This window comes from Streptomyces sp. NPDC048671 (assembly GCF_055587045.1).
Genome location: NZ_JBVJHB010000001.1, coordinates 29,178 through 46,274, shown reverse-complemented (window position 1 = coordinate 46,274; position 17,097 = coordinate 29,178). Strand labels below are relative to the sequence as shown.

Below are 17,097 nucleotides of genomic sequence, written 5' to 3'. Positions count from 1 at the left end.
CGCCCCACCGCTTCCCGCCCCGTGCCGCGCCCGTGGTTCATCCCGCGCACCTCTCGACGAACCGGCGGGCCGTACCGGGCGCCGAGGCCCAGTGCGTATGCAGATAGCTCGCGTGCACGCCGCGCTGCACGAACCCCTCCACGCGCCGCTCCGGCCGGTGCATGCCCCAGGCCGGCTCGTCCCCGGCGCCCGGCTCCAGCACGGTGCGGTGGAACTCGTGCCCGCGCATCCGCGTCCCGGCCACCGCGAGCACGTTGTCGGAGAGCGCCACGGCGTCCCGGTAACCGAGCGTCAGCCGCTGGGACATCCGCCCCTCGGCGTTCAGCACCCCGCACATCGGCAGCCCGTCGAGCGACCGCGCCAGGTACAGCAGCCCCGCGCACTCGGCGGCCACCGGCGCCCCGGACGCCGCCAGCTCCGCGACGGCCCCGCGCAACGGCTCGTTGGCGGACAGATCGGGCCCGTACACCTCAGGAAATCCGCCCCCGACGACCAGCCCACGGGTCCCCTCGGGCAACGCCTCGTCCCGCAACGGATCGAACGGCACCACCTCGGCCCCGGCGGCGGTGAGCAGCTCACTGTGCTCGGCGTAGGAGAAGGTGAAGGCGGCCCCGGACGCGACGGCGACCCGTACCCCTCCCGCTCCCGGAACGGGCCCGCCGCAGGCGGCCACGGCCCCCGCCGCGTCCCACACCTCACCGGCCACGGACGGCGCGGACCGGGCCAGCGCCATCAGCGCGTCCAGATCACACCCCGCCAGCACCTGCTCCCGCATCGCCGCGACCGCGGCCACCGCGTCGCCCCGCCGCTCGGCCACCGGCACCAGCCCCAGGTGCCGCGACGGCACCGCCACCTGCTCGGCCCGCCGCAACACCCCCATGACCGGCACCCCGGACTCGTCCAGGGCCTCGCGCAGCAGCTCCTCGTGGCGATCGGAGCCGACCTTGTTCAGGATCACCCCGCCGATCCGCACCCGCGGGTCCCACGAGGCGAAACCGTGCACCAGCGCCGCCACCGACCGCGACTGCGACGACGCGTCCACGACCAGCACCACCGGCGCCCGCAGCAGCTTCGCGACATGCGCGGTGGACGCGAGCTCACCGAGCCCCGACGCCCCGTCGTACAGCCCCATCACGCCCTCGACGACCGCCAGATCACAGCCCCGCGCACCGTGCGCGAACAGCGGAGCGATCAGCTCCGGCCCGCACATGTACGCGTCGAGATTGCGCCCCGGCCGCCCCGTGGCGAGGGTGTGGTAGCCCGGATCGATGTAGTCGGGCCCGACCTTGTGCCCGGACACGGCGAGCCCCCGCCCGGCGAAGGCGGCCAGCAGACCCGTCGCGACGGTGGTCTTGCCGCTGCCGGACGAAGGCGCGGCGATGACCAGGCGGGGAACCGTCACCACTCGATGCCCCTCTGGCCCTTCTGTCCGGCGTCCATCGGGTGCTTGACCTTTGACATGTCGGTCACCAGATCCGCCGCGTCCAGCAGCGCGGCGGGCGCGTTGCGCCCGGTGATCACCACATGCTGCGAACCGGGCCGGTCGCGCAGCACCTCGACGACCTCGTCGGTGTCGACCCACCCCCAGTGCATCGGGTAGGCGAACTCGTCGAGCACGTACAGCCGGTGCGTCTCGGCGGCGAGATCCCGCTTGACCTGCTCCCAGCCCTCGCGGGCCGCGGCCTCGTTGTCCAGCTGCTGGTCGCGCTGGACCCAGGACCAGCCCTCGCCCATCTTGTGCCAGACGACGGGCCCGCCCTCGCCGCTCGCGCCGAGTACCTTCAGCGCGTTCTCCTCGCCGACCTTCCACTTCGCCGACTTCACGAACTGGAAGACCCCGACCGGCCACCCCTGGTTCCAGGCGCGCAGCGCCAGCCCGAAGGCCGCCGTCGACTTGCCCTTGCCGATACCGGTGTGCACCATCAGCAGCGGCCGGTTGCGGCGCTGCCGGGTGGTGAGTCCGTCGTCCGGCACACTGACCGGCTGTCCCTGCGGCATCAAGCAGCCCTCCTGCTGTTGTCCTGAACATCCTTGACCAGCCCGGCGATCGAGTCCGCCCGCAGCTCGTCGAGCGTGACGGCGGTGCCGCCCAGCTCGCCCGCGAGACTCACCGCGAGACCGAGCCGCACCGGACCCGGCTCGCAGTCCACGACCACGGACGCCGTGCCCTCGGCCTCGTGCAGCCGGGCGGCCCGCCCGGCCAGTGCCACCGGCTCCGGCCCCCCGGTCGCCCGCCCGTCGGTCACCACGACCAGCAGCGGCCGCCGCGACGGATCGCGCAGCCGCTCCACCCGCAGCACGTCATGGGCCTTCAGCAGCCCGGCGGCCAGCGGGGTACGCCCACCGGTCGGCAGCGTCTCCAGCCGTGCGGCCGCCGCGTCCACCGACGAGGTGGGCGGCAGCACCACGGCCGCCTCCTTGCCCCGGAAGGTGATCAGACCGACCTTGTCGCGCCGCTGATAGGCGTCCATCAGCAGGGAGAGGACCGCACCCTTCACGGCGGCCATCCGCTGCCGGGCCGCCATCGACCCCGACGCGTCCACGACGAACAGCACGAGATTCCCCTCGCGCCCCTCCCGCGTCGCCTGCCGCAGATCGTCCCGCCGCACCACCAGACCCGGCCCGGACCGGCCCCGCGCCCGCTGGTGCGGGGCGGCGGCCTGCACGGTGGCGGCCAGGTGCAGCTTGGTCAGCGCGCCCCGCGGACGCCGCGCGCCGGTGGTACGCCCGTGCTCGGTACGCGCCCGGGAGCGCCGCCCCGCCGCACCCTCGCCCAGGCCCGGCACGCTCAGCATCTTCGTCCGGAACGGCTCGGCGGCCCGCACGGGCTGCTGCTCGCCGCCCCCGCCCGGCCGGGGCTGCCCCGGTTCCTGCTCCCCGCCCTGCTCGGGCACGGACTGCGTGGGCGTGTCGTCGGCGCCGCCCTCGGGCCGCGGCGGCGTGTCGGGCCCGTCGCCCTGCGGCGGGGGGCCGCCGCCACCGGGGCCGTCCGGGTCCGGATCGTCGTCCTCGCCGCTGTTCTGCTCCAGCGTGTCGTCGAGCTTGTCCTCGTCGAGCCCCGGCGCGTCGAACGGATTGCGCCGGCGCCGGTGGGGGAGCGCGAGCAGGGCGGCCTGCCGCACGTCCTCGGCCAGCACATCGGTGCGCCCCGCCCACGCGGCCAGCGCCGTGGCGGTCCGGGCCATCACGATGTCGGCGCGCATCCCGTCGACCTCGAAGGCCGCGCAGGTGGCCGCGATCTGCCGCAACGCCCCGTCACCGAGCCGTACTTCGGGCAGCAGCGCCCGCGCGCCGGCGATCCGGGCCCGCAACGCGCCCTCCTCGTCCGCCCACCGGGCCGCGAAGGCGGCCGGATCGTCGTCGTACGCGAGGCGCCGGCGCACCACCTCGACCCGCAGATCGGTCTCACGGGACGCGGCCACCTCGACGGTCAGCCCGAACCGGTCGAGCAACTGCGGCCGCAGCTCGCCCTCTTCGGGGTTCATCGTCCCGACGAGCAGGAAGCGCGCGGCATGGCGTACGGAGACGCCCTCGCGCTCCACGTACGAGGCGCCCATGGCGGCCGCGTCCAGCAGCAGGTCCACCAGATGGTCGTGGAGGAGGTTGACCTCGTCCACGTACAGGATTCCGCGATGGGCGTCCGCGAGGAGCCCCGGCTCGAAGGCCTTCACGCCCTCCGCGAGCGCCCGTTCGATGTCGAGCGCCCCCACGAGCCGGTCCTCGGAGGCGCCGACGGGCAGTTCGACCGTCCGCGCCGCCCGCGACACGCCGGAGGCGGACTCGTGGGGGCCGTCGGGACACGCCGGATCGGGCGCCGCGGGGGCGCAGGAGAACCGGCACCCGGGGACGACGGACACCTCCGGCATGAGCGCGGCCAGCGCGCGCACCGCGGTCGACTTGGCGGTGCCCTTCTCGCCACGCACCAGCACCCCGCCGACGGCCGGCGAGATGGCGTTGAGCAGCAGGCCGAGGCGGAGATCGTCCTGCCCGACGATGGCGGTGAAGGGGTACGGCGTACTCACAAGGCCTCCTTGGTGGCGGCGGTTTCCAGCGGTTTCGGCGGCCGGCGGGCGGTCACGCGGGTGCTCCAAGTGCTCCAAGTGCTCCAGGTGCTGCGGGGTCTGCGGGCGCTGCGGGGTCTGCGGGTGCTCCGGGGTCTGCGGGTGCTCCGGGTGCTCCGGGGGCGATGAAGGGGAGTCCTGCCGGCGGGCCCGACTCGATGAGCCGCCACAGCGCGTCGGTGTCCGCGTGTTCCTCGATGAGGTCGCCGAGGCGGTCGAGCTGTTCCTCGCGCAGCTGGGCGAAGCAGGTGCCGGGGGCGGGCACGAAGCGGCGGCCGGCGGCGCGCGCGACCTCGGTCAGGAAGCGGCGGCGGAACTCGTCGCTCTCCAGGGAGCCGTGCCAGTGGGTGCCCCACACGGCGCCGGACCGGCAGCCGTCGAGGCGCTGCCCCTGCCCGTCGGTGAGGAACGGCTCGCCGCCCCGCACGTCCGCGACGCCGTGGTGGATCTCGTACCCCTCGACGGGGGCGCCGAGCGCCTCGCCGGCCGGCCGGGCGAGGGTCTTCTCGCGGGCGAACCGGACGCGTACGGGCAGCAGCCCGAGCGCGTCGACCTGCCCGGCGCGCGACTCCACCTCGTCCTCGATGTGTTCCCCGAGGATCTGGTAGCCGCCGCAGATGCCGAGGACCGGGCGGCCCTCGGCGGCGCGCCGCAGCAGCGCGTCGGCGAGCCCGCGCTCGCGCAGCCAGGCCAGCGCCCGCACGGTGCCGCGGGTGCCGGGCACGATGACGAGGTCGGCGTCGGACAGTTCCTCGGCGCGGTCCACGAACCGCACGACGACACCCGGTTCGGCGGCCAGCGCGTCGACATCGGTGAAGTTCGACATCAGGGGCACCGCGCACACCGCGACACGCAGGACGTCCTCGCCGTGCGGCGGGGCGACGGCCGACTCCCGTACGGTGCCGCGCAGCGAGACCCGCAGCCCGTCCTCCTCGTCGATGCCGAGGCCGTGGGCGAACGGCAGCACCCCGTACGTAGGCCGTCCGGTGAGATCGCGCAGCATGTCGAGGCCGGGCTCCAGCAGCGACACGTCACCGCGGAACTTGTTGACCAGGTAGCCGGCGATCAGCGCCTGGTCCTCGGCGGCGAGCAGTGCCGTCGTACCGAAGAACGACGCGAAGACCCCGCCCCGGTCGATGTCCCCGACGACCACCACCGGGAAGCGGGCCGCCCTGGCGATGCCCATGTTCACGATGTCCGTGCGCCGCAGGTTGATCTCGGCCGGACTGCCCGCCCCCTCGCAGATCACCGCGTCATACGTGCCCCGAAGCTGCTCCAGGCAGTCCACGACGGTGGACAGCAACGCTTCCTGCCTGCCGCCGTGGTAGCCGCGGGCGCTCATCTCGCCGACCGCGCGCCCCATCAGGACGACCTGGCTGGAGCGGTCGCTGCCGGGCTTGAGCAGCACCGGGTTCATCAGCGCGGTCGGCTCCACCCTGGCCGCCTGGGCCTGCATGGCCTGGGCGCGGCCGATCTCGGCGCCCTCGCGGGTGACGAAGGAGTTCAGGGACATGTTCTGCGCCTTGAACGGCGCGACCTTCACGCCCCGGCGCACCAGCCAGCGGCAGATGCCCGCCGTGACGACGCTCTTGCCCGCGTCCGAGGTGGTCCCGGCGACCAGCAGCCCGCCGCTCATGTCGGTCTCCGTCCTGAGGTGCGCGTATCCGGGGCGTGCGGCCCCGTGCCGTGCGTCGAGGTGATCCGTCGTGCGGCCGCGCCGACGCCCAGGCGGGCCGCCACGCTCACGCCCAGGGCCAGCGCACCGATCCGGCGCGACAGCCGTACGGCGCGTTCGATGTCCTCGGTCTCCACCGCCCGGCCCGTCTCCCCGTTGAGTACGGGGCGGTGCTCGACCCGGCCGCCGTAGGCGAGGGTGCCGCCGAGGCGTACGCCGAGGGCGCCCGCGAAGGAGGCCTCCACGGGGCCCGCGTTGGGGCTCGGGTGCTTGGCGGCATCCGCCCGCCAGGCCCGTATCGCCCCTCGGGGCCGTCCGCCGGCGGCCACGGCGAGCAGCGCCGTCAGCCGGGCGCCCGGCCAGCCCGCGAGGTCGTCGAGGCGGGCCGAGGCCCAGCCGTAGCGCAGGTGGCGGGGCGACTTGTGGCCGACCATGGCGTCGAGGGTGTTGGCGGCCCGGAAGCCGACGAGTCCGGGGACCCCGCCCAGCGCACCCCACACCAGGGCGCCGACCACGGCGTCCGAGGTGTTCTCGGCGACGGACTCCACCACGGCGCGGGCGATCTGCGGTCCGTCCAGGGACTGCGGGTCGCGGCCGCACAGGTGGGGCAGCCGTTCACGGGCCAGGCCGAGGTCCCCGGCGGCCAGGGCGCCGCCGATGGACCGGGCCTCGCGCCCCAGCGAGGTGCCGCCGACGACGGACCAGGTGGCGGCGGCGGTCAGGGCCACGGACGCGGCGGGACGGCGGCGCAGCGCGCGGGCGGCCAGCGCGGCACCCCCCGCGGCGCCTCCGGCGCAGACCAGGGTGTGCAGCGCGCCCCACCCGCGGTGGTCGCGCCACAGACGGCGTTCGACGCCTGCCGCGGCCCGCCCGAAGGCGGCGACCGGATGTCCCCTGCGGGGATCACCGAGCAGCAGATCGCCGATCAGACCGGCCGTGGCGCCGTACGCGAAGATGCGATCGGCACGCACGGTTCAGCCGGCCGTCGCGCCTCGAAGGACCTTCGTGCGGGCAGCTGGTGGAAGGGGCGGCACGGATACGGGCGCACGGCGGCCGGGCATGGCGATATGTCCTCACTCAGGGTCCGCGCCCTGGTTCGACGTGACCGGCGACGAGAGTCTCCTGGCTCCCGGATCCGCAGTTCCCCCGGTCTTCCAGTCCACGTGCGTGGACCGTGACTTCCGGTGGTGGGGGACTGCTCCCCGGTGACAGTGGCGGGACCGCGCCGGATTCGCACCGGCTTCCTCTGCTGTCGCCGTAATGGCTCCGGCAGTCCACCACGCTCCGCGAACGTCAGTCAACCTGCCGTTGACCTGCGACGGCGCAGTGTGCTGAGACCCACATCGGGCCGGACGCACCCGAGGTGCGTCCGGCCCGATGAGCGGGAGCGGGAAGGGCCCCGGGGGGCCCGGCGGCCGTCAGGCGACGATCATGTAGATCCCGTAGGCCACCGCCGCCGCGCACAGCCCGAAGCAGACGTACGCGCCCGCGCGGGCCAGCATCAGGGACCCGCCGGCCTGCCCGCCCCGCGCGGCCGGTTCCGGCTGCCTGGAGAGGCCGACGATGCCCAGGGTGAAGAGGCCCACCAGGGCGACGGTGGCGACGAGAGAGACACCGAAGACGGTGCCGAGGGCTGCCCAGTCGATGTTCATGGGGATGTGTCCTTACACCGTGGCGGGTCGCGCCGGGTCGGCTACGGGTCCGGCCGGGGCCGGGATGGTGGTCTTGAGGTCCTGCTGCGCCTGGACCGCGGTGGGCGGCGGGCTGACGGCCGCGATGGCGGTGGTGACGACGCCCGCGGGTTCGGCGTCCCCGACAGGAGCGCCGTCCCGGCCGCCGGGTGCGACGTCGTCCTTGCCGACCGGCTTGCGGCGCGACAGGACCCAGATCGCTCCGGAGCCCGCGACCAGCAGCACGGCGACGACCACGACGCCCCAGGTGCCCTGCTTGGTGAGGAATTCGGCCCCCGCGCCGACCAGACCGGCGGCCGGCAGGGTCAGACCCCAGGCGACGAACATCCGGGTGGCGGTGGACCAGCGGACCACACCGCCCCGGCGGCCCAGGCCCGCGCCCATCACGGCGCCGGAGCAGGACTGGGTGGTGGAGAGGGAGAAGCCGAGGTGCGAGGAGGCCAGGATGACCGTCGCCGCACTGGTCTGGGCGGCGAAGCCCTGCGGCGGCTTGAGCTCGGTGAGGCCGCTGCCCATGGTGCGGATGATGCGCCAGCCGCCCAGGTAGGTGCCGAGCGCGATGGCCAGACCGGCACTGACGATGACCCAGACCGGCGGGTTCGAACCGGGGGAGAGCACCCCGCCGGTGACCAGGGCGAGCGTGATGATGCCCATGGTCTTCTGCGCGTCGTTGGTGCCGTGGGCGAGGGAGACCAGCCCGGCGGAGGCGATCTGCCCGGCGCGGTAGCCCTTGGCGGTCGCCTTCTCCTGGGCGCCGTTACGGATCTTCCCGCCGATCCGGTACGTCAGCTTGGTGGCCAGCAGCGCGGCCAGACCGGCGACGATCGGGGCGGCGACCGCGGGGAGCAGCACCTTGGTGACGACCGTGCCGCCGTCGACCGACGACCAGCCCGCGGACATCACCGCGGCGCCGATCAGACCGCCGAAGAGGGCGTGGGAGGAGCTGGACGGGAGCCCGACCAGCCAGGTCAGCAGATTCCACAGGATGGCGCCGACGAGCGCCGCGAAGATGACCTCGGTTCTGAGGCCGTTCTCATTGATGATCCCGCCGGAGATCGTCTTGGCGACCTCCACCGACAGGAACGCGCCGACGAGGTTGAGAACGGCGGACATCGCCACCGCTGTCTTGGGTTTGAGTGCGCCGGTCGAGATGGTCGTGGCCATCGCGTTGGCGGTGTCGTGGAAACCGTTCGTGAAATCGAACACTAGAGCTGTCACGATCACAATCGCGAGCAGCAGCGTGATGTGTTCCATTTACCCAGGCAATCGTTCGACGGCAGTGGCACGTGGACCGTAGGCAACCTGGGTGAACGGAAGATGAACTGAACAGGGCGTTGCGGTGACTCCAATCGGAGGGTCGCCGCTCCACTTGGCCGTGCTCCGACAGCGCGGGACGGGTACGGGGCGGTGTGGGCCCCGGTTCCGGCTCCGGACGATCTTCCGGAGCAAGCGGAAACATGGACCGCTCATCAGTGGAAAGGATCTTCGTATGAGCGATCAGCGGCGGGGCCCGGTCGAACAGGCCGGAGACATCGAACAGGCCTGGGGCGCGGTCGTCGCCACCGCCCGCAGAACGGCGGCCGACGGCCTGGTCGTGGGGACCTCGGGCAATGTGTCGGCGCGGGTGGGCGACACCGTCCTGGTCACCCCGAGCGGCGTGCCCTACGAGCGGCTCCGCCCCCAGGACGCGGTCGGCGTCGATCTGGAGGGCAACCGGGTCCTCGGCGAGCTGGCCCCGACCAGCGAACTCCCGCTCCATCTCGCGGTCTACCGGAACACGGCGGCGGCCGCCGTGGTGCACACCCACGCGGTGCACGCCACAGCCGTCTCCACGCTGGTCGCCGAGGTCCCGCCGATCCATTACGCGGCCGCGATGCTGGGCGGCCCCGTCCGGGTCGCCGCCTACGCCAGGTACGGGACCGACGAGCTGGCCGCGAACATGCTGGCGGCCCTGCGAGGCCGCACCGGCTGTCTGCTCGGCAACCACGGAACCCTCACTTACGGATCCACCCTCGACGAGGCGTACGACCGCACCGCCCAGCTCGAATGGCTCTGCCGCCTCTGGCTCGCCGCGAGCGCAGTCCCCGGCCGTTCCCCGGCCCTGCTCACCCCGGACCAGCTGGGCGACGTCCGGGAGGCGCTGAAGGGGTACGGGCAGCCGGGGCCGGGCCGTCCGTGATCCTTCCGTACCCCTTCGGGCGGCGGGTCCGATGCCGCCGGGGCGGGCGCGCGGCACCGGACGGCCCACGCCCGGTGGCCGACTCCGGGAGCGCCCTGGAGACTGAAGCCGTGCGCCCGGCAACAGCGACGGCAGCAGTCGTCACCTCCATCCTCGGCGCCGGTGCGGCAGCGGTCGCGGCCGGCCGGTACGCCGGCGACGTCGCCCTCCGGGCGCCGTCCGGACGACCCTTCCCCGCCGACCGCAGACTCACCGTGCACGCGACGGCGGCGGGGCAGGTCACCCTGACCCGGTCCTTCGCCGCGCTGCGGCCCGGCACCTACGGGCTGGTCGGTGACGACGTCCACGCCGTCGTGGGCCCGGTGATCGACCAGGCCCACCAGGCCCCCGACACCGTCGTGCGCCGGCTGGAGCGCGTCAACCGCGGCACCCTGCGCCCCGGGGCCAAGGTCCGCATGACACCCGAGCTGCACAGCGGCGACCCCACCACGGCCCTCGGACTGGACCACCGCGAGGTCGAGATCACCGGGGAACTCGGCGTCCTTCCCGCCTGGTTCGTGCCCGCTCCCCGCGACACCTGGGTCATCACCGCGCACGGCATCGGCACCACCCGGGAACATCCCCTGAACCTGCTCGGCTTCCTGAACGGCCAGCAGCTTCCGGTGCTCGATCTCGCCTACCGCGGCGACGCCGGGGCCCCGCGCTCCCCGGACGGCCTCAGCCACCTCGGCGAGTCCGAATGGCGCGACCTGGACGCCGCCATCCGCTTCGCCGTGCGCTACGGCGCCGAGCGGGTCGTGCTGCACGGCTGGTCCACCGGCGCCTCCATGGCCCTGCACGCCTGCGTCAACTCCGCGCTCCGGGACCGCATCTGCGGCCTCGTCCTCGACTCCCCGGTCATGGACTGGGCCACCACCCTGCGCGCCCTGGCCGCCGCCCGCGGGGTCCCGTCCGCCCTGCTGCCCCTCGCCGTCCGCGCAGCCCAGGGGCAGACCGGACTGCGCGGCGCCCGGCTCCTGGACACCTCACTGCCCCGGACCCTGCACGTCCCCACGCTGATCTTCCACGGGCCCGACGACACCCTGGCGCCCTGGCGGCCCTCCCGGGCGCTCGCCGCCCGCCGCCCCGACCTTGTCGCCCTGCACCCGGTGCCGCAGGCTCCGCATGCGGCGATGTGGAACGCCGACCCGGTCCACTACGAAGAGACGCTGCGACGCTTCCTCACGCCCCTGATGTGAGCTGATGTGCCGCTTCGGCCGGTTGGTCCCGGACGGTGCGGACGCCCCGGGACACCGGCGATCCGGGTTCCGTTTGGGCTTTCGGGCTGTCAGAGGCAAGACTGCTCCCCGTGACGTCCCGTACCCCGCGCGACTCCAGGCTGCGACTTGTCCGCCCGCGACCCCTCGCCACCGCTCGCAAGGCCGTGATCACCAGGCGCACCAGGCCGGCGCCCCGCCCGCCCGAGGGCACCCCGCCCCGGGCGGAACTGGCCCGCCAGGCCAGGACGGCCCTCGCCGACGCCGTGCGGATCGCCCGCTGGGCGGCCGGCGGCTCCCGCCCCGGCACACCACCCCTGGCCGCCACGGCCCTCGAACGGGCCTCCTCCGAGCTGGAGTTGTCCCCGGCCCAGGTGCGCTCCGGCTGGGACCGGGCCCGGCTCGCCGGCCTCGTCGAGCTGCACGGCGACACCGCACGGCCCGGCTGGCGGCTGCGCGCCTGGGACCGCGACGACTCCGCCGTGCTCCGCGGCTGGGTGGCGCTCTTCGACGCCTGGTCACTCGTCCACCCCGCGCCGCAGGACATCGAGTCCACCGCCGTCGCCGAGGCCGTCGAGGCCGTGCCCCAGGTGCTCTCCCTCCTCCAGCTCTCCGCGGGCCCGGTCACCGTGCCCGCACTCCTGGACCTCCTCGGCCAGCGCGTCGCCGAACTCCACGAGGAGCGCTGCGAGGTGCCGTACGGGCCGCAGCCGCTGCCCGTACCCGCCGAGGAGACCCCCGCCGCCCACCCGGAGGCGCTGGTCGCCCTCCTGCTGGACTGGGCCCTGGAGGGGCTGGCCGCCGTCGGGGCGCTCACCCTCGGCTCCGGGCACGCCACCCTCACCCCGCTCGGCAACTGGGCGGTCTGGGTCAAGCTGGAACAGATCTGCGTCGCCGCCCAGAGCCCGGCGGGCAACATCGAGCAGTCCGCCGCCGACATGCTGCTCGGCTGCGCCCGGCTCACCCCCGGACCGGCCCGTGCCGAATACCGCGCCTGGCTGGCCGCCCGGCCCGTCGGCAGCGCCGTCGCCGAACTCCTCGGGGTGGCCCGGGGCGAGGACGCGCTGCTGCGCGGGCTCGCCTTCGAGGCGCTCCGCGTCGTCGGCGCACCCGCCGAGCCCGAGGTGCGCTCCGTCGTCGCCGACCCGTCGCTGCGCCCCTACGCGCTGCTCTGGCTCGCCGAGTACGACGGGGCCGACCCCGAGGACGCCCAGGAGGTCCTCAGCCGCGAGGAGGCCACCTGGCTCTGGGTCGACACCGCGGCGGCCGTGGCCGACCACGGCGAGACCGGACTCCTTGTCCGCCACCTCGACTCGGCCGTGCAGGGCAGCGTCCCCGCCCTGCTCGACGAGGTACGGGCCGTCGGCCATCCGCGCACCGTCCAGGTCCTGGTGGCGCTGGCCGCCGCACACCCCGACCCCGCGCTCGCCAAAGCCGTCCGCAAGGCGGCGTTCCAGGTGCACACCGGCGGAGCCTGACCGGGCGGTCCGTCCGGCCGGGGAAGACCCGCGGCCGGCCGGACCGCCCTCAGCCCGCCGCCCTCAGCCCGCCGCCCTCAGCCCGCCGCCCTCAGCCCGCCGCCCTCAGCCCGCCGCCCCCGGCGCGTACGTCCCGAAGCTCCACACATTGCCCTCGGCGTCCCGCGCCATGTAGTCCCGCGAGCCGTAGTCCTGGTCGGTGGGCGGCATCAGGATCTCCACCCCGTGCTCCACCGCCCGCGCGTGGTGTGCGTCGATGTCGTCGACCACCACATAGACGCCGGCCGGCCCCGACCCCCGCATCGCCTTGGCGAAGATCCCCTCGCGGCCGCTGGAGCCCAGCATCACCCTGCCGTTCCCGCAGGACAGCTCCGCATGGAGCACGGTGCCGTCCTCGCCCTCGTACACCGCTTCCTCGGTGAAGCCGAGCCCCTCCGTCAGCGTCCTGATCGCCGCCTTCGCGTCGTCGTAGACAATCGTCGGAAAGACCGACGGAACGCCTGCCGTCGAACCGGCCATCGCGCTCACCCCTTCTCGCCTCGCTCAGGCCCCCGCGCCTGATTCGTGTGTGACCTGTGTCTCAGTCTTCCACCGGGCACTGACAGTCGTGCGTCCACGACTGCGGCGAGCCCTCGGCGACCGCGGCGGGAGCAGGCGGCAAAGTGATTGGACACCGCCAGTAGACTGGTCCTCATGGCAACTCTCCTTGTGCGTATGCGTGAGTAGCGGCGTTCGAGTCGTGAACCGCTAGCCGTTCTTCCGCCGTCCATTCCGCCCTGGAGTTTTACCCGTGATCACCGCCTCCGGCATCGAGCTGCGCGCCGGCGCCCGTATGCTCATCGAATCCGCCTCCTTCCGCATCGCCAAGGGCGATCGCATCGGCCTCGTCGGCCGCAACGGAGCGGGCAAGACCACCCTCACCAAGTGCCTCGCGGGCGAGGGCACCCCCGCCGCCGGCACCATCACCCGCTCCGGCGAGGTCGGCTACCTCCCGCAGGACCCGCGCACCGGCGACCTCGACGTCCTCGCCCGCGACCGCATCCTCTCCGCCCGCGGCCTCGACGAGATCCTCCGCAAGATGCGCGAGAACGAGGAGCGGATGGCGAACGGCAAGGGCGCCACCCGCGAGAAGGCGATGAAGAAGTACGAGCGCCTGGAGACGGAGTTCCTCACCAAGGGCGGATACGCCGCCGAGGCCGAGGCCGCCACCATCGCCGCGGCCCTCAGCCTGCCCGACCGGGTGCTCGGCCAGCCGCTCCACACGCTCTCCGGCGGTCAGCGCCGCCGTGTCGAGCTGGCCCGGATCCTCTTCTCGGACGCCGACACCCTGCTCCTCGACGAGCCCACCAACCACCTCGACGCCGACTCCATCGTCTGGCTGCGCGACTACCTCAGGAGCTACCGCGGCGGCTTCGTCGTGATCTCCCACGATGAAGAGCTGGTCGAGACCGTCGTCAACAAGGTCTTCTACCTCGACGCCAACCGCTCGCAGATCGACGTCTACAACATGGGCTGGAAGCTCTACAAGCAGCAGCGCGAGGCCGACGAGAGGCGCCGCAAGCGCGAGCGTCAGAACGCCGAGAAGAAGGCCGCGACGCTCAACGCCCAGGCCGACAAGATGCGCGCCAAGGCCACCAAGACCGTCGCCGCCCAGAACATGGCCAAGCGCGCCGACCGGCTGCTCTCCGGCCTGGAGGCCGTACGGATCTCCGACAAGGTCGCCAAGCTGCGCTTCCCGGACCCCTCGCCGTGCGGCAAGACCCCGCTGATGGCGGAGGGCCTCTCCAAGTCCTACGGGTCGCTGGAGATCTTCACCGACGTCGACCTCGCCATCGACAAGGGCTCCCGGGTCGTCATCCTCGGCCTCAACGGCGCCGGCAAGACCACGCTGCTCCGGCTCCTGGGCGGCGCGGAGAAGCCCGACACCGGCGACATCATCGAGGGCCACGGACTCAAGCTCGGCTACTACGCCCAGGAGCACGAGACCCTCGACCCGAACCGCACCGTCCTGGAGAACATGCGCTCCGCGGCGCCCGACCTCGACCTCGTCGCGGTCCGCAAGACGCTCGGCTCGTTCCTCTTCTCCGGCGACGACGTGGACAAGCCCGCCGGAGTGCTCTCCGGCGGTGAGAAGACCCGGCTCGCCCTGGCGACGCTGGTGGTCTCCTCCGCCAACGTGCTCCTGCTCGACGAGCCCACCAACAACCTCGACCCGGCCAGCCGCGAGGAGATCCTCGGCGCGCTGCGCACGTACAAGGGCGCCGTCGTCCTCGTCACGCACGACGAGGGCGCGGTCGAGGCGCTCCAGCCCGAGCGCATCATCCTGCTGCCGGACGGCGTCGAGGACCTGTGGGGTGCGGACTACCGGGACCTGGTCTCGCTGGCCTGACCCGGCCCGGCCGCCCACTGATCCACTCCCACTGGATCATTCGGCCTACCCGTGATCCATCATCTGCGTGAGTACGTCTCGTACCTCGGCGCGGCGCCCGGCAGATACCTGCCGGGCGCACCCATTTCCGGGCGCGATCGCTGTGCGGCCCTGACCTGGACGTTCCCCCCGGGGTATGCCCCACGGACCCTCCGCGGCCCCACGGAATGCGAGATTCCGATCAGTCCGGCGCACTCCCGGGGCGTGAATCCGGTTGCACGGACCTTGCCGAATGGGTGGCCAGGAAGCTCCGGAGGGGTGATCATGAGAGTCCAGAGCGCACTTCCCACGAGGAGGCACGGGTGGCCGAGACTCTGAAGAAGGGCAGCCGGGTAACCGGCGCCGCGCGCGACAAGCTCGCGGCAGACCTGAAGAAGAAGTACGACTCCGGTGCGAGCATCCGGGCGTTGGCCGAGGAAACCGGCCGCTCCTACGGATTCGTCCACCGGATGCTCAGCGAGTCCGGAGTGACGCTGCGAGGACGCGGCGGCGCGACACGAGGCAAGAAGGCCGCGACGGCCTGACAGCCGTCGACGGATCGGAGCAGGTCTGCGACCTGCTCCGGGGCTCACCGGTTTCGGCGGTGGCCACCCGGTCGATCGTGCGGTCGATCGGGTGGTTACTGTTCAGTCACTTAGCTCCATGTGCTGACTGCACCCGAACCGGAGGCGCCCCATGACCTCGCTCGACTCCGTGCTCGACAAGGACGGCGTACGACTCACCGTCGATGACGCGATTGCCACGGTGACCCTCACCAACCCGGCCAAGCGCAACGCTCAGTCCCCCGCTCTGTGGCGGGCGTTGACAGAGGCCGGACGGGCCCTGCCCGGCAGTGTGCGGGTCGTCGTGCTGCGCGGCGAAGGTGTGTCCTTCTCCGCCGGTCTCGACCGGCAGGCGTTCACCCCGGAGGGTTTCGACGGTGAGCCGTCGTTCCTCGACATGGGGCGTGGCCCCGAAGCCGAGCTCGACGCGGTCATCGCGGAGTACCAGGAGGCGTTCACCTGGTGGCGGCGCAACGACATCGTGTCGATCGCGGCCGTCCAGGGACATGCGATCGGCGCGGGCTTCCAGCTCGCCCTCGCCTGCGATCTGCGGATCGTCGCCGAGGACGTGCAGTTCGCCATGCGCGAGACCAGCCTCGGCCTGGTGCCCGACCTCACCGGCACTCACCCCCTGGTGCACCTGGTGGGGTACGCACGCGCGCTCGAAATCTGCGCCACCGGCCGCTTCGTGCACGCCGCTGAGGCCGAGCGCACCGGCCTGGCCAACCTCGTGGTGCCCGCCGATGAGCTCGACGGAGCCGCCCGTGACCTGGCCGGCGCCCTGCTGGCCGCCCCGCGCGACGCCCTCGTCGAGACGAAGGCCCTGCTGAGCGGGGCCGTCACCCGGCCGTACGAGGAGCAGCGCACCGCCGAACGGGCCGCGCAGGGCCGCCGGCTGCGCGACCTCGCGGGCCTGTCCGACTGACACGTCACCCGGCCGGGGGTACACACCGCCCCCGGTTCCGAGCCGCGCCCGGCCCGCCGCCCCCTGCCGCCGTCCGAGGCGCCCGGTTCAGCCTTCCGGGGCTTCCGGCGCACCGGGCGGCGCCGGTTGCCCCGTCACCGCCGTGACCAGCACCGCGACCGGCGGATGCCCGTCCACCGCCTCCGTCACCGCGGCCCGCACCGCGCGTGCCACGTCGAGCGCGCGGTGGCCCTCGTCCGTCGCCAGCTCGACCCGTACGTGGTCCGCGCCCGTGTGCACCGCCGCGCCCAGCACCCGGGTCAGCGTGGCGACACCGGCCACCCCGGCGGCCGCCCGGCCCGCCGCGTCCTGCGGCTCCGCCGCACGCACCCCGTCCGGCTCCGGCTCGTCCGGCTCCGGCTCGGTGTCCAGCAGCTCCGTCACCTGGAGGTCCACCTCGGCGACCACCAGGCCGAGCCGCCGCGAGGCCGCCGCAAGCAGTGCCGAGCGCAGCGCCGCCGCGGCGACGGGCAGCGGCTGGTCGGCCGTCGCCGCCATGGTCGCCTCGATCCTCAGCGGGCCGGGCGGCAGCGCACTCGGGGGCGGCGGCACCTGCGGACCGGGGGCCGTCCCCGGATCGGCCACCGCGATCCTCAGCTCACCGAGCACGGGCCCCGCCCCCGGGCCGCGTACCGCCCGGCGCAGCACCGCGACCGCGGCCCGTTCCGAGATCCAGGCCCCGTCCGCAGGACCCCCCAAAGGGAGCAGCCTGCCCAGGCCGAGTCGCTGCCGGACCGCAGCCGTCCATCCGTCGGCCCTGTTCGGGCTGTCAGCCGTCGTCATTGCCCCAGCCTGCCGTATCCACGGCGCGAGACGGGGCAAG

Annotated in this window: 15 protein-coding genes and 1 riboswitch; of the genes, 6 read left to right on the top strand and 9 right to left on the bottom strand. The window is 73.7% G+C overall.

Going from position 1 to position 17,097, the window contains the following annotated elements; all coding sequences use genetic code 11:
* Nucleotides 1-37: 37 nt before the first annotated feature.
* The 7 genes from ACZ6S6_RS00230 to ACZ6S6_RS00200 all read right to left on the bottom strand — a co-directional run bounded on the left by ACZ6S6_RS00230 (nucleotide 38) and on the right by ACZ6S6_RS00200 (nucleotide 8,681).
* Entirely contained in the window at nucleotides 38-1,405 is a 1,368-nt protein-coding gene (locus ACZ6S6_RS00230) for a cobyrinate a,c-diamide synthase (protein ID WP_469702590.1), read from the bottom strand.
* Nucleotides 1,399-1,998 carry a cob(I)yrinic acid a,c-diamide adenosyltransferase gene (gene cobO, locus ACZ6S6_RS00225; RefSeq protein ID WP_362961689.1) on the bottom strand — a complete coding sequence of 200 codons (600 nt, stop codon included), beginning with the start codon at nucleotides 1,996-1,998 and terminating at the stop codon, nucleotides 1,399-1,401. Before cobO ends, ACZ6S6_RS00230 begins: the two co-directional genes overlap by 7 nt.
* Nucleotides 1,998-4,022, bottom strand: coding sequence for a putative cobaltochelatase (locus ACZ6S6_RS00220; protein WP_469702587.1), 2,025 nt, complete (start codon nucleotides 4,020-4,022; stop codon nucleotides 1,998-2,000). Before ACZ6S6_RS00220 ends, cobO begins: the two co-directional genes overlap by 1 nt.
* Before the next feature lie 52 nt (nucleotides 4,023-4,074).
* A complete protein-coding gene (locus ACZ6S6_RS00215; RefSeq protein WP_469702585.1) occupies nucleotides 4,075-5,697 on the bottom strand; it encodes a cobyric acid synthase in 1,623 nt (540 codons plus the stop codon).
* Entirely contained in the window at nucleotides 5,694-6,707 is a 1,014-nt protein-coding gene (locus ACZ6S6_RS00210; protein WP_469702583.1) for a cobalamin biosynthesis protein, read from the bottom strand. The genes ACZ6S6_RS00215 and ACZ6S6_RS00210 overlap by 4 nt, the downstream gene beginning before the upstream one ends.
* A gap of 144 nt (nucleotides 6,708-6,851) precedes the next feature.
* Nucleotides 6,852-6,983: riboswitch (cobalamin riboswitch) on the bottom strand.
* 171 nt (nucleotides 6,984-7,154) lie between these two features.
* Entirely contained in the window at nucleotides 7,155-7,388 is a 234-nt protein-coding gene (locus ACZ6S6_RS00205; RefSeq protein ID WP_362961682.1) for a hypothetical protein, read from the bottom strand.
* Nucleotides 7,389-7,400: 12 nt separating this feature from the next.
* On the bottom strand, nucleotides 7,401-8,681 hold the full coding sequence (locus tag ACZ6S6_RS00200) for an inorganic phosphate transporter (RefSeq protein WP_469702580.1): 1,281 nt from the start codon (nucleotides 8,679-8,681) through the stop codon (nucleotides 7,401-7,403).
* Between the two features lie 235 nt (nucleotides 8,682-8,916).
* Here ACZ6S6_RS00200 and ACZ6S6_RS00195 point away from each other — a divergent pair, with 235 nt between their 5' ends.
* The 3 genes from ACZ6S6_RS00195 (at nucleotide 8,917) to ACZ6S6_RS00185 (ending at nucleotide 12,340) form a co-directional block, all read left to right on the top strand.
* Nucleotides 8,917-9,606 carry a class II aldolase/adducin family protein gene (locus ACZ6S6_RS00195; protein WP_362961678.1) on the top strand — a complete coding sequence of 230 codons (690 nt, stop codon included), beginning with the start codon at nucleotides 8,917-8,919 and terminating at the stop codon, nucleotides 9,604-9,606.
* 110 nt (nucleotides 9,607-9,716) lie between these two features.
* Nucleotides 9,717-10,844 (top strand): alpha/beta hydrolase, encoded by a 1,128-nt coding sequence (locus tag ACZ6S6_RS00190; protein WP_469702578.1) that lies wholly within the window; start codon nucleotides 9,717-9,719, stop codon nucleotides 10,842-10,844.
* Between the two features lie 185 nt (nucleotides 10,845-11,029).
* Entirely contained in the window at nucleotides 11,030-12,340 is a 1,311-nt protein-coding gene (locus ACZ6S6_RS00185) for a hypothetical protein (RefSeq protein WP_362961797.1), read from the top strand.
* Nucleotides 12,341-12,445: 105 nt separating this feature from the next.
* On the opposite strand, the gene ACZ6S6_RS00180 is transcribed toward ACZ6S6_RS00185, so the two are convergent.
* Nucleotides 12,446-12,859 carry a VOC family protein gene (locus ACZ6S6_RS00180; RefSeq protein WP_362961674.1) on the bottom strand — a complete coding sequence of 138 codons (414 nt, stop codon included), beginning with the start codon at nucleotides 12,857-12,859 and terminating at the stop codon, nucleotides 12,446-12,448.
* Between the two features lie 271 nt (nucleotides 12,860-13,130).
* Here ACZ6S6_RS00180 and ACZ6S6_RS00175 point away from each other — a divergent pair, with 271 nt between their 5' ends.
* From ACZ6S6_RS00175 to ACZ6S6_RS00165, 3 genes are all read left to right on the top strand, one after another.
* Nucleotides 13,131-14,729, top strand: coding sequence for an ABC-F family ATP-binding cassette domain-containing protein (locus ACZ6S6_RS00175; protein WP_362961672.1), 1,599 nt, complete (start codon nucleotides 13,131-13,133; stop codon nucleotides 14,727-14,729).
* A gap of 341 nt (nucleotides 14,730-15,070) precedes the next feature.
* Nucleotides 15,071-15,292 (top strand): helix-turn-helix domain-containing protein, encoded by a 222-nt coding sequence (locus tag ACZ6S6_RS00170; RefSeq protein ID WP_018518904.1) that lies wholly within the window; start codon nucleotides 15,071-15,073, stop codon nucleotides 15,290-15,292.
* 151 nt (nucleotides 15,293-15,443) lie between these two features.
* The gene (locus ACZ6S6_RS00165; RefSeq protein ID WP_362961670.1) at nucleotides 15,444-16,235 is read left to right on the top strand and encodes an enoyl-CoA hydratase/isomerase family protein; all 792 of its coding nucleotides are present in this window, start codon (nucleotides 15,444-15,446) and stop codon (nucleotides 16,233-16,235) included.
* 87 nt (nucleotides 16,236-16,322) lie between these two features.
* On the opposite strand, the gene ACZ6S6_RS00160 is transcribed toward ACZ6S6_RS00165, so the two are convergent.
* Nucleotides 16,323-17,057 carry a hypothetical protein gene (locus ACZ6S6_RS00160; protein WP_469702575.1) on the bottom strand — a complete coding sequence of 245 codons (735 nt, stop codon included), beginning with the start codon at nucleotides 17,055-17,057 and terminating at the stop codon, nucleotides 16,323-16,325.
* Nucleotides 17,058-17,097: the final 40 nt, after the last annotated feature.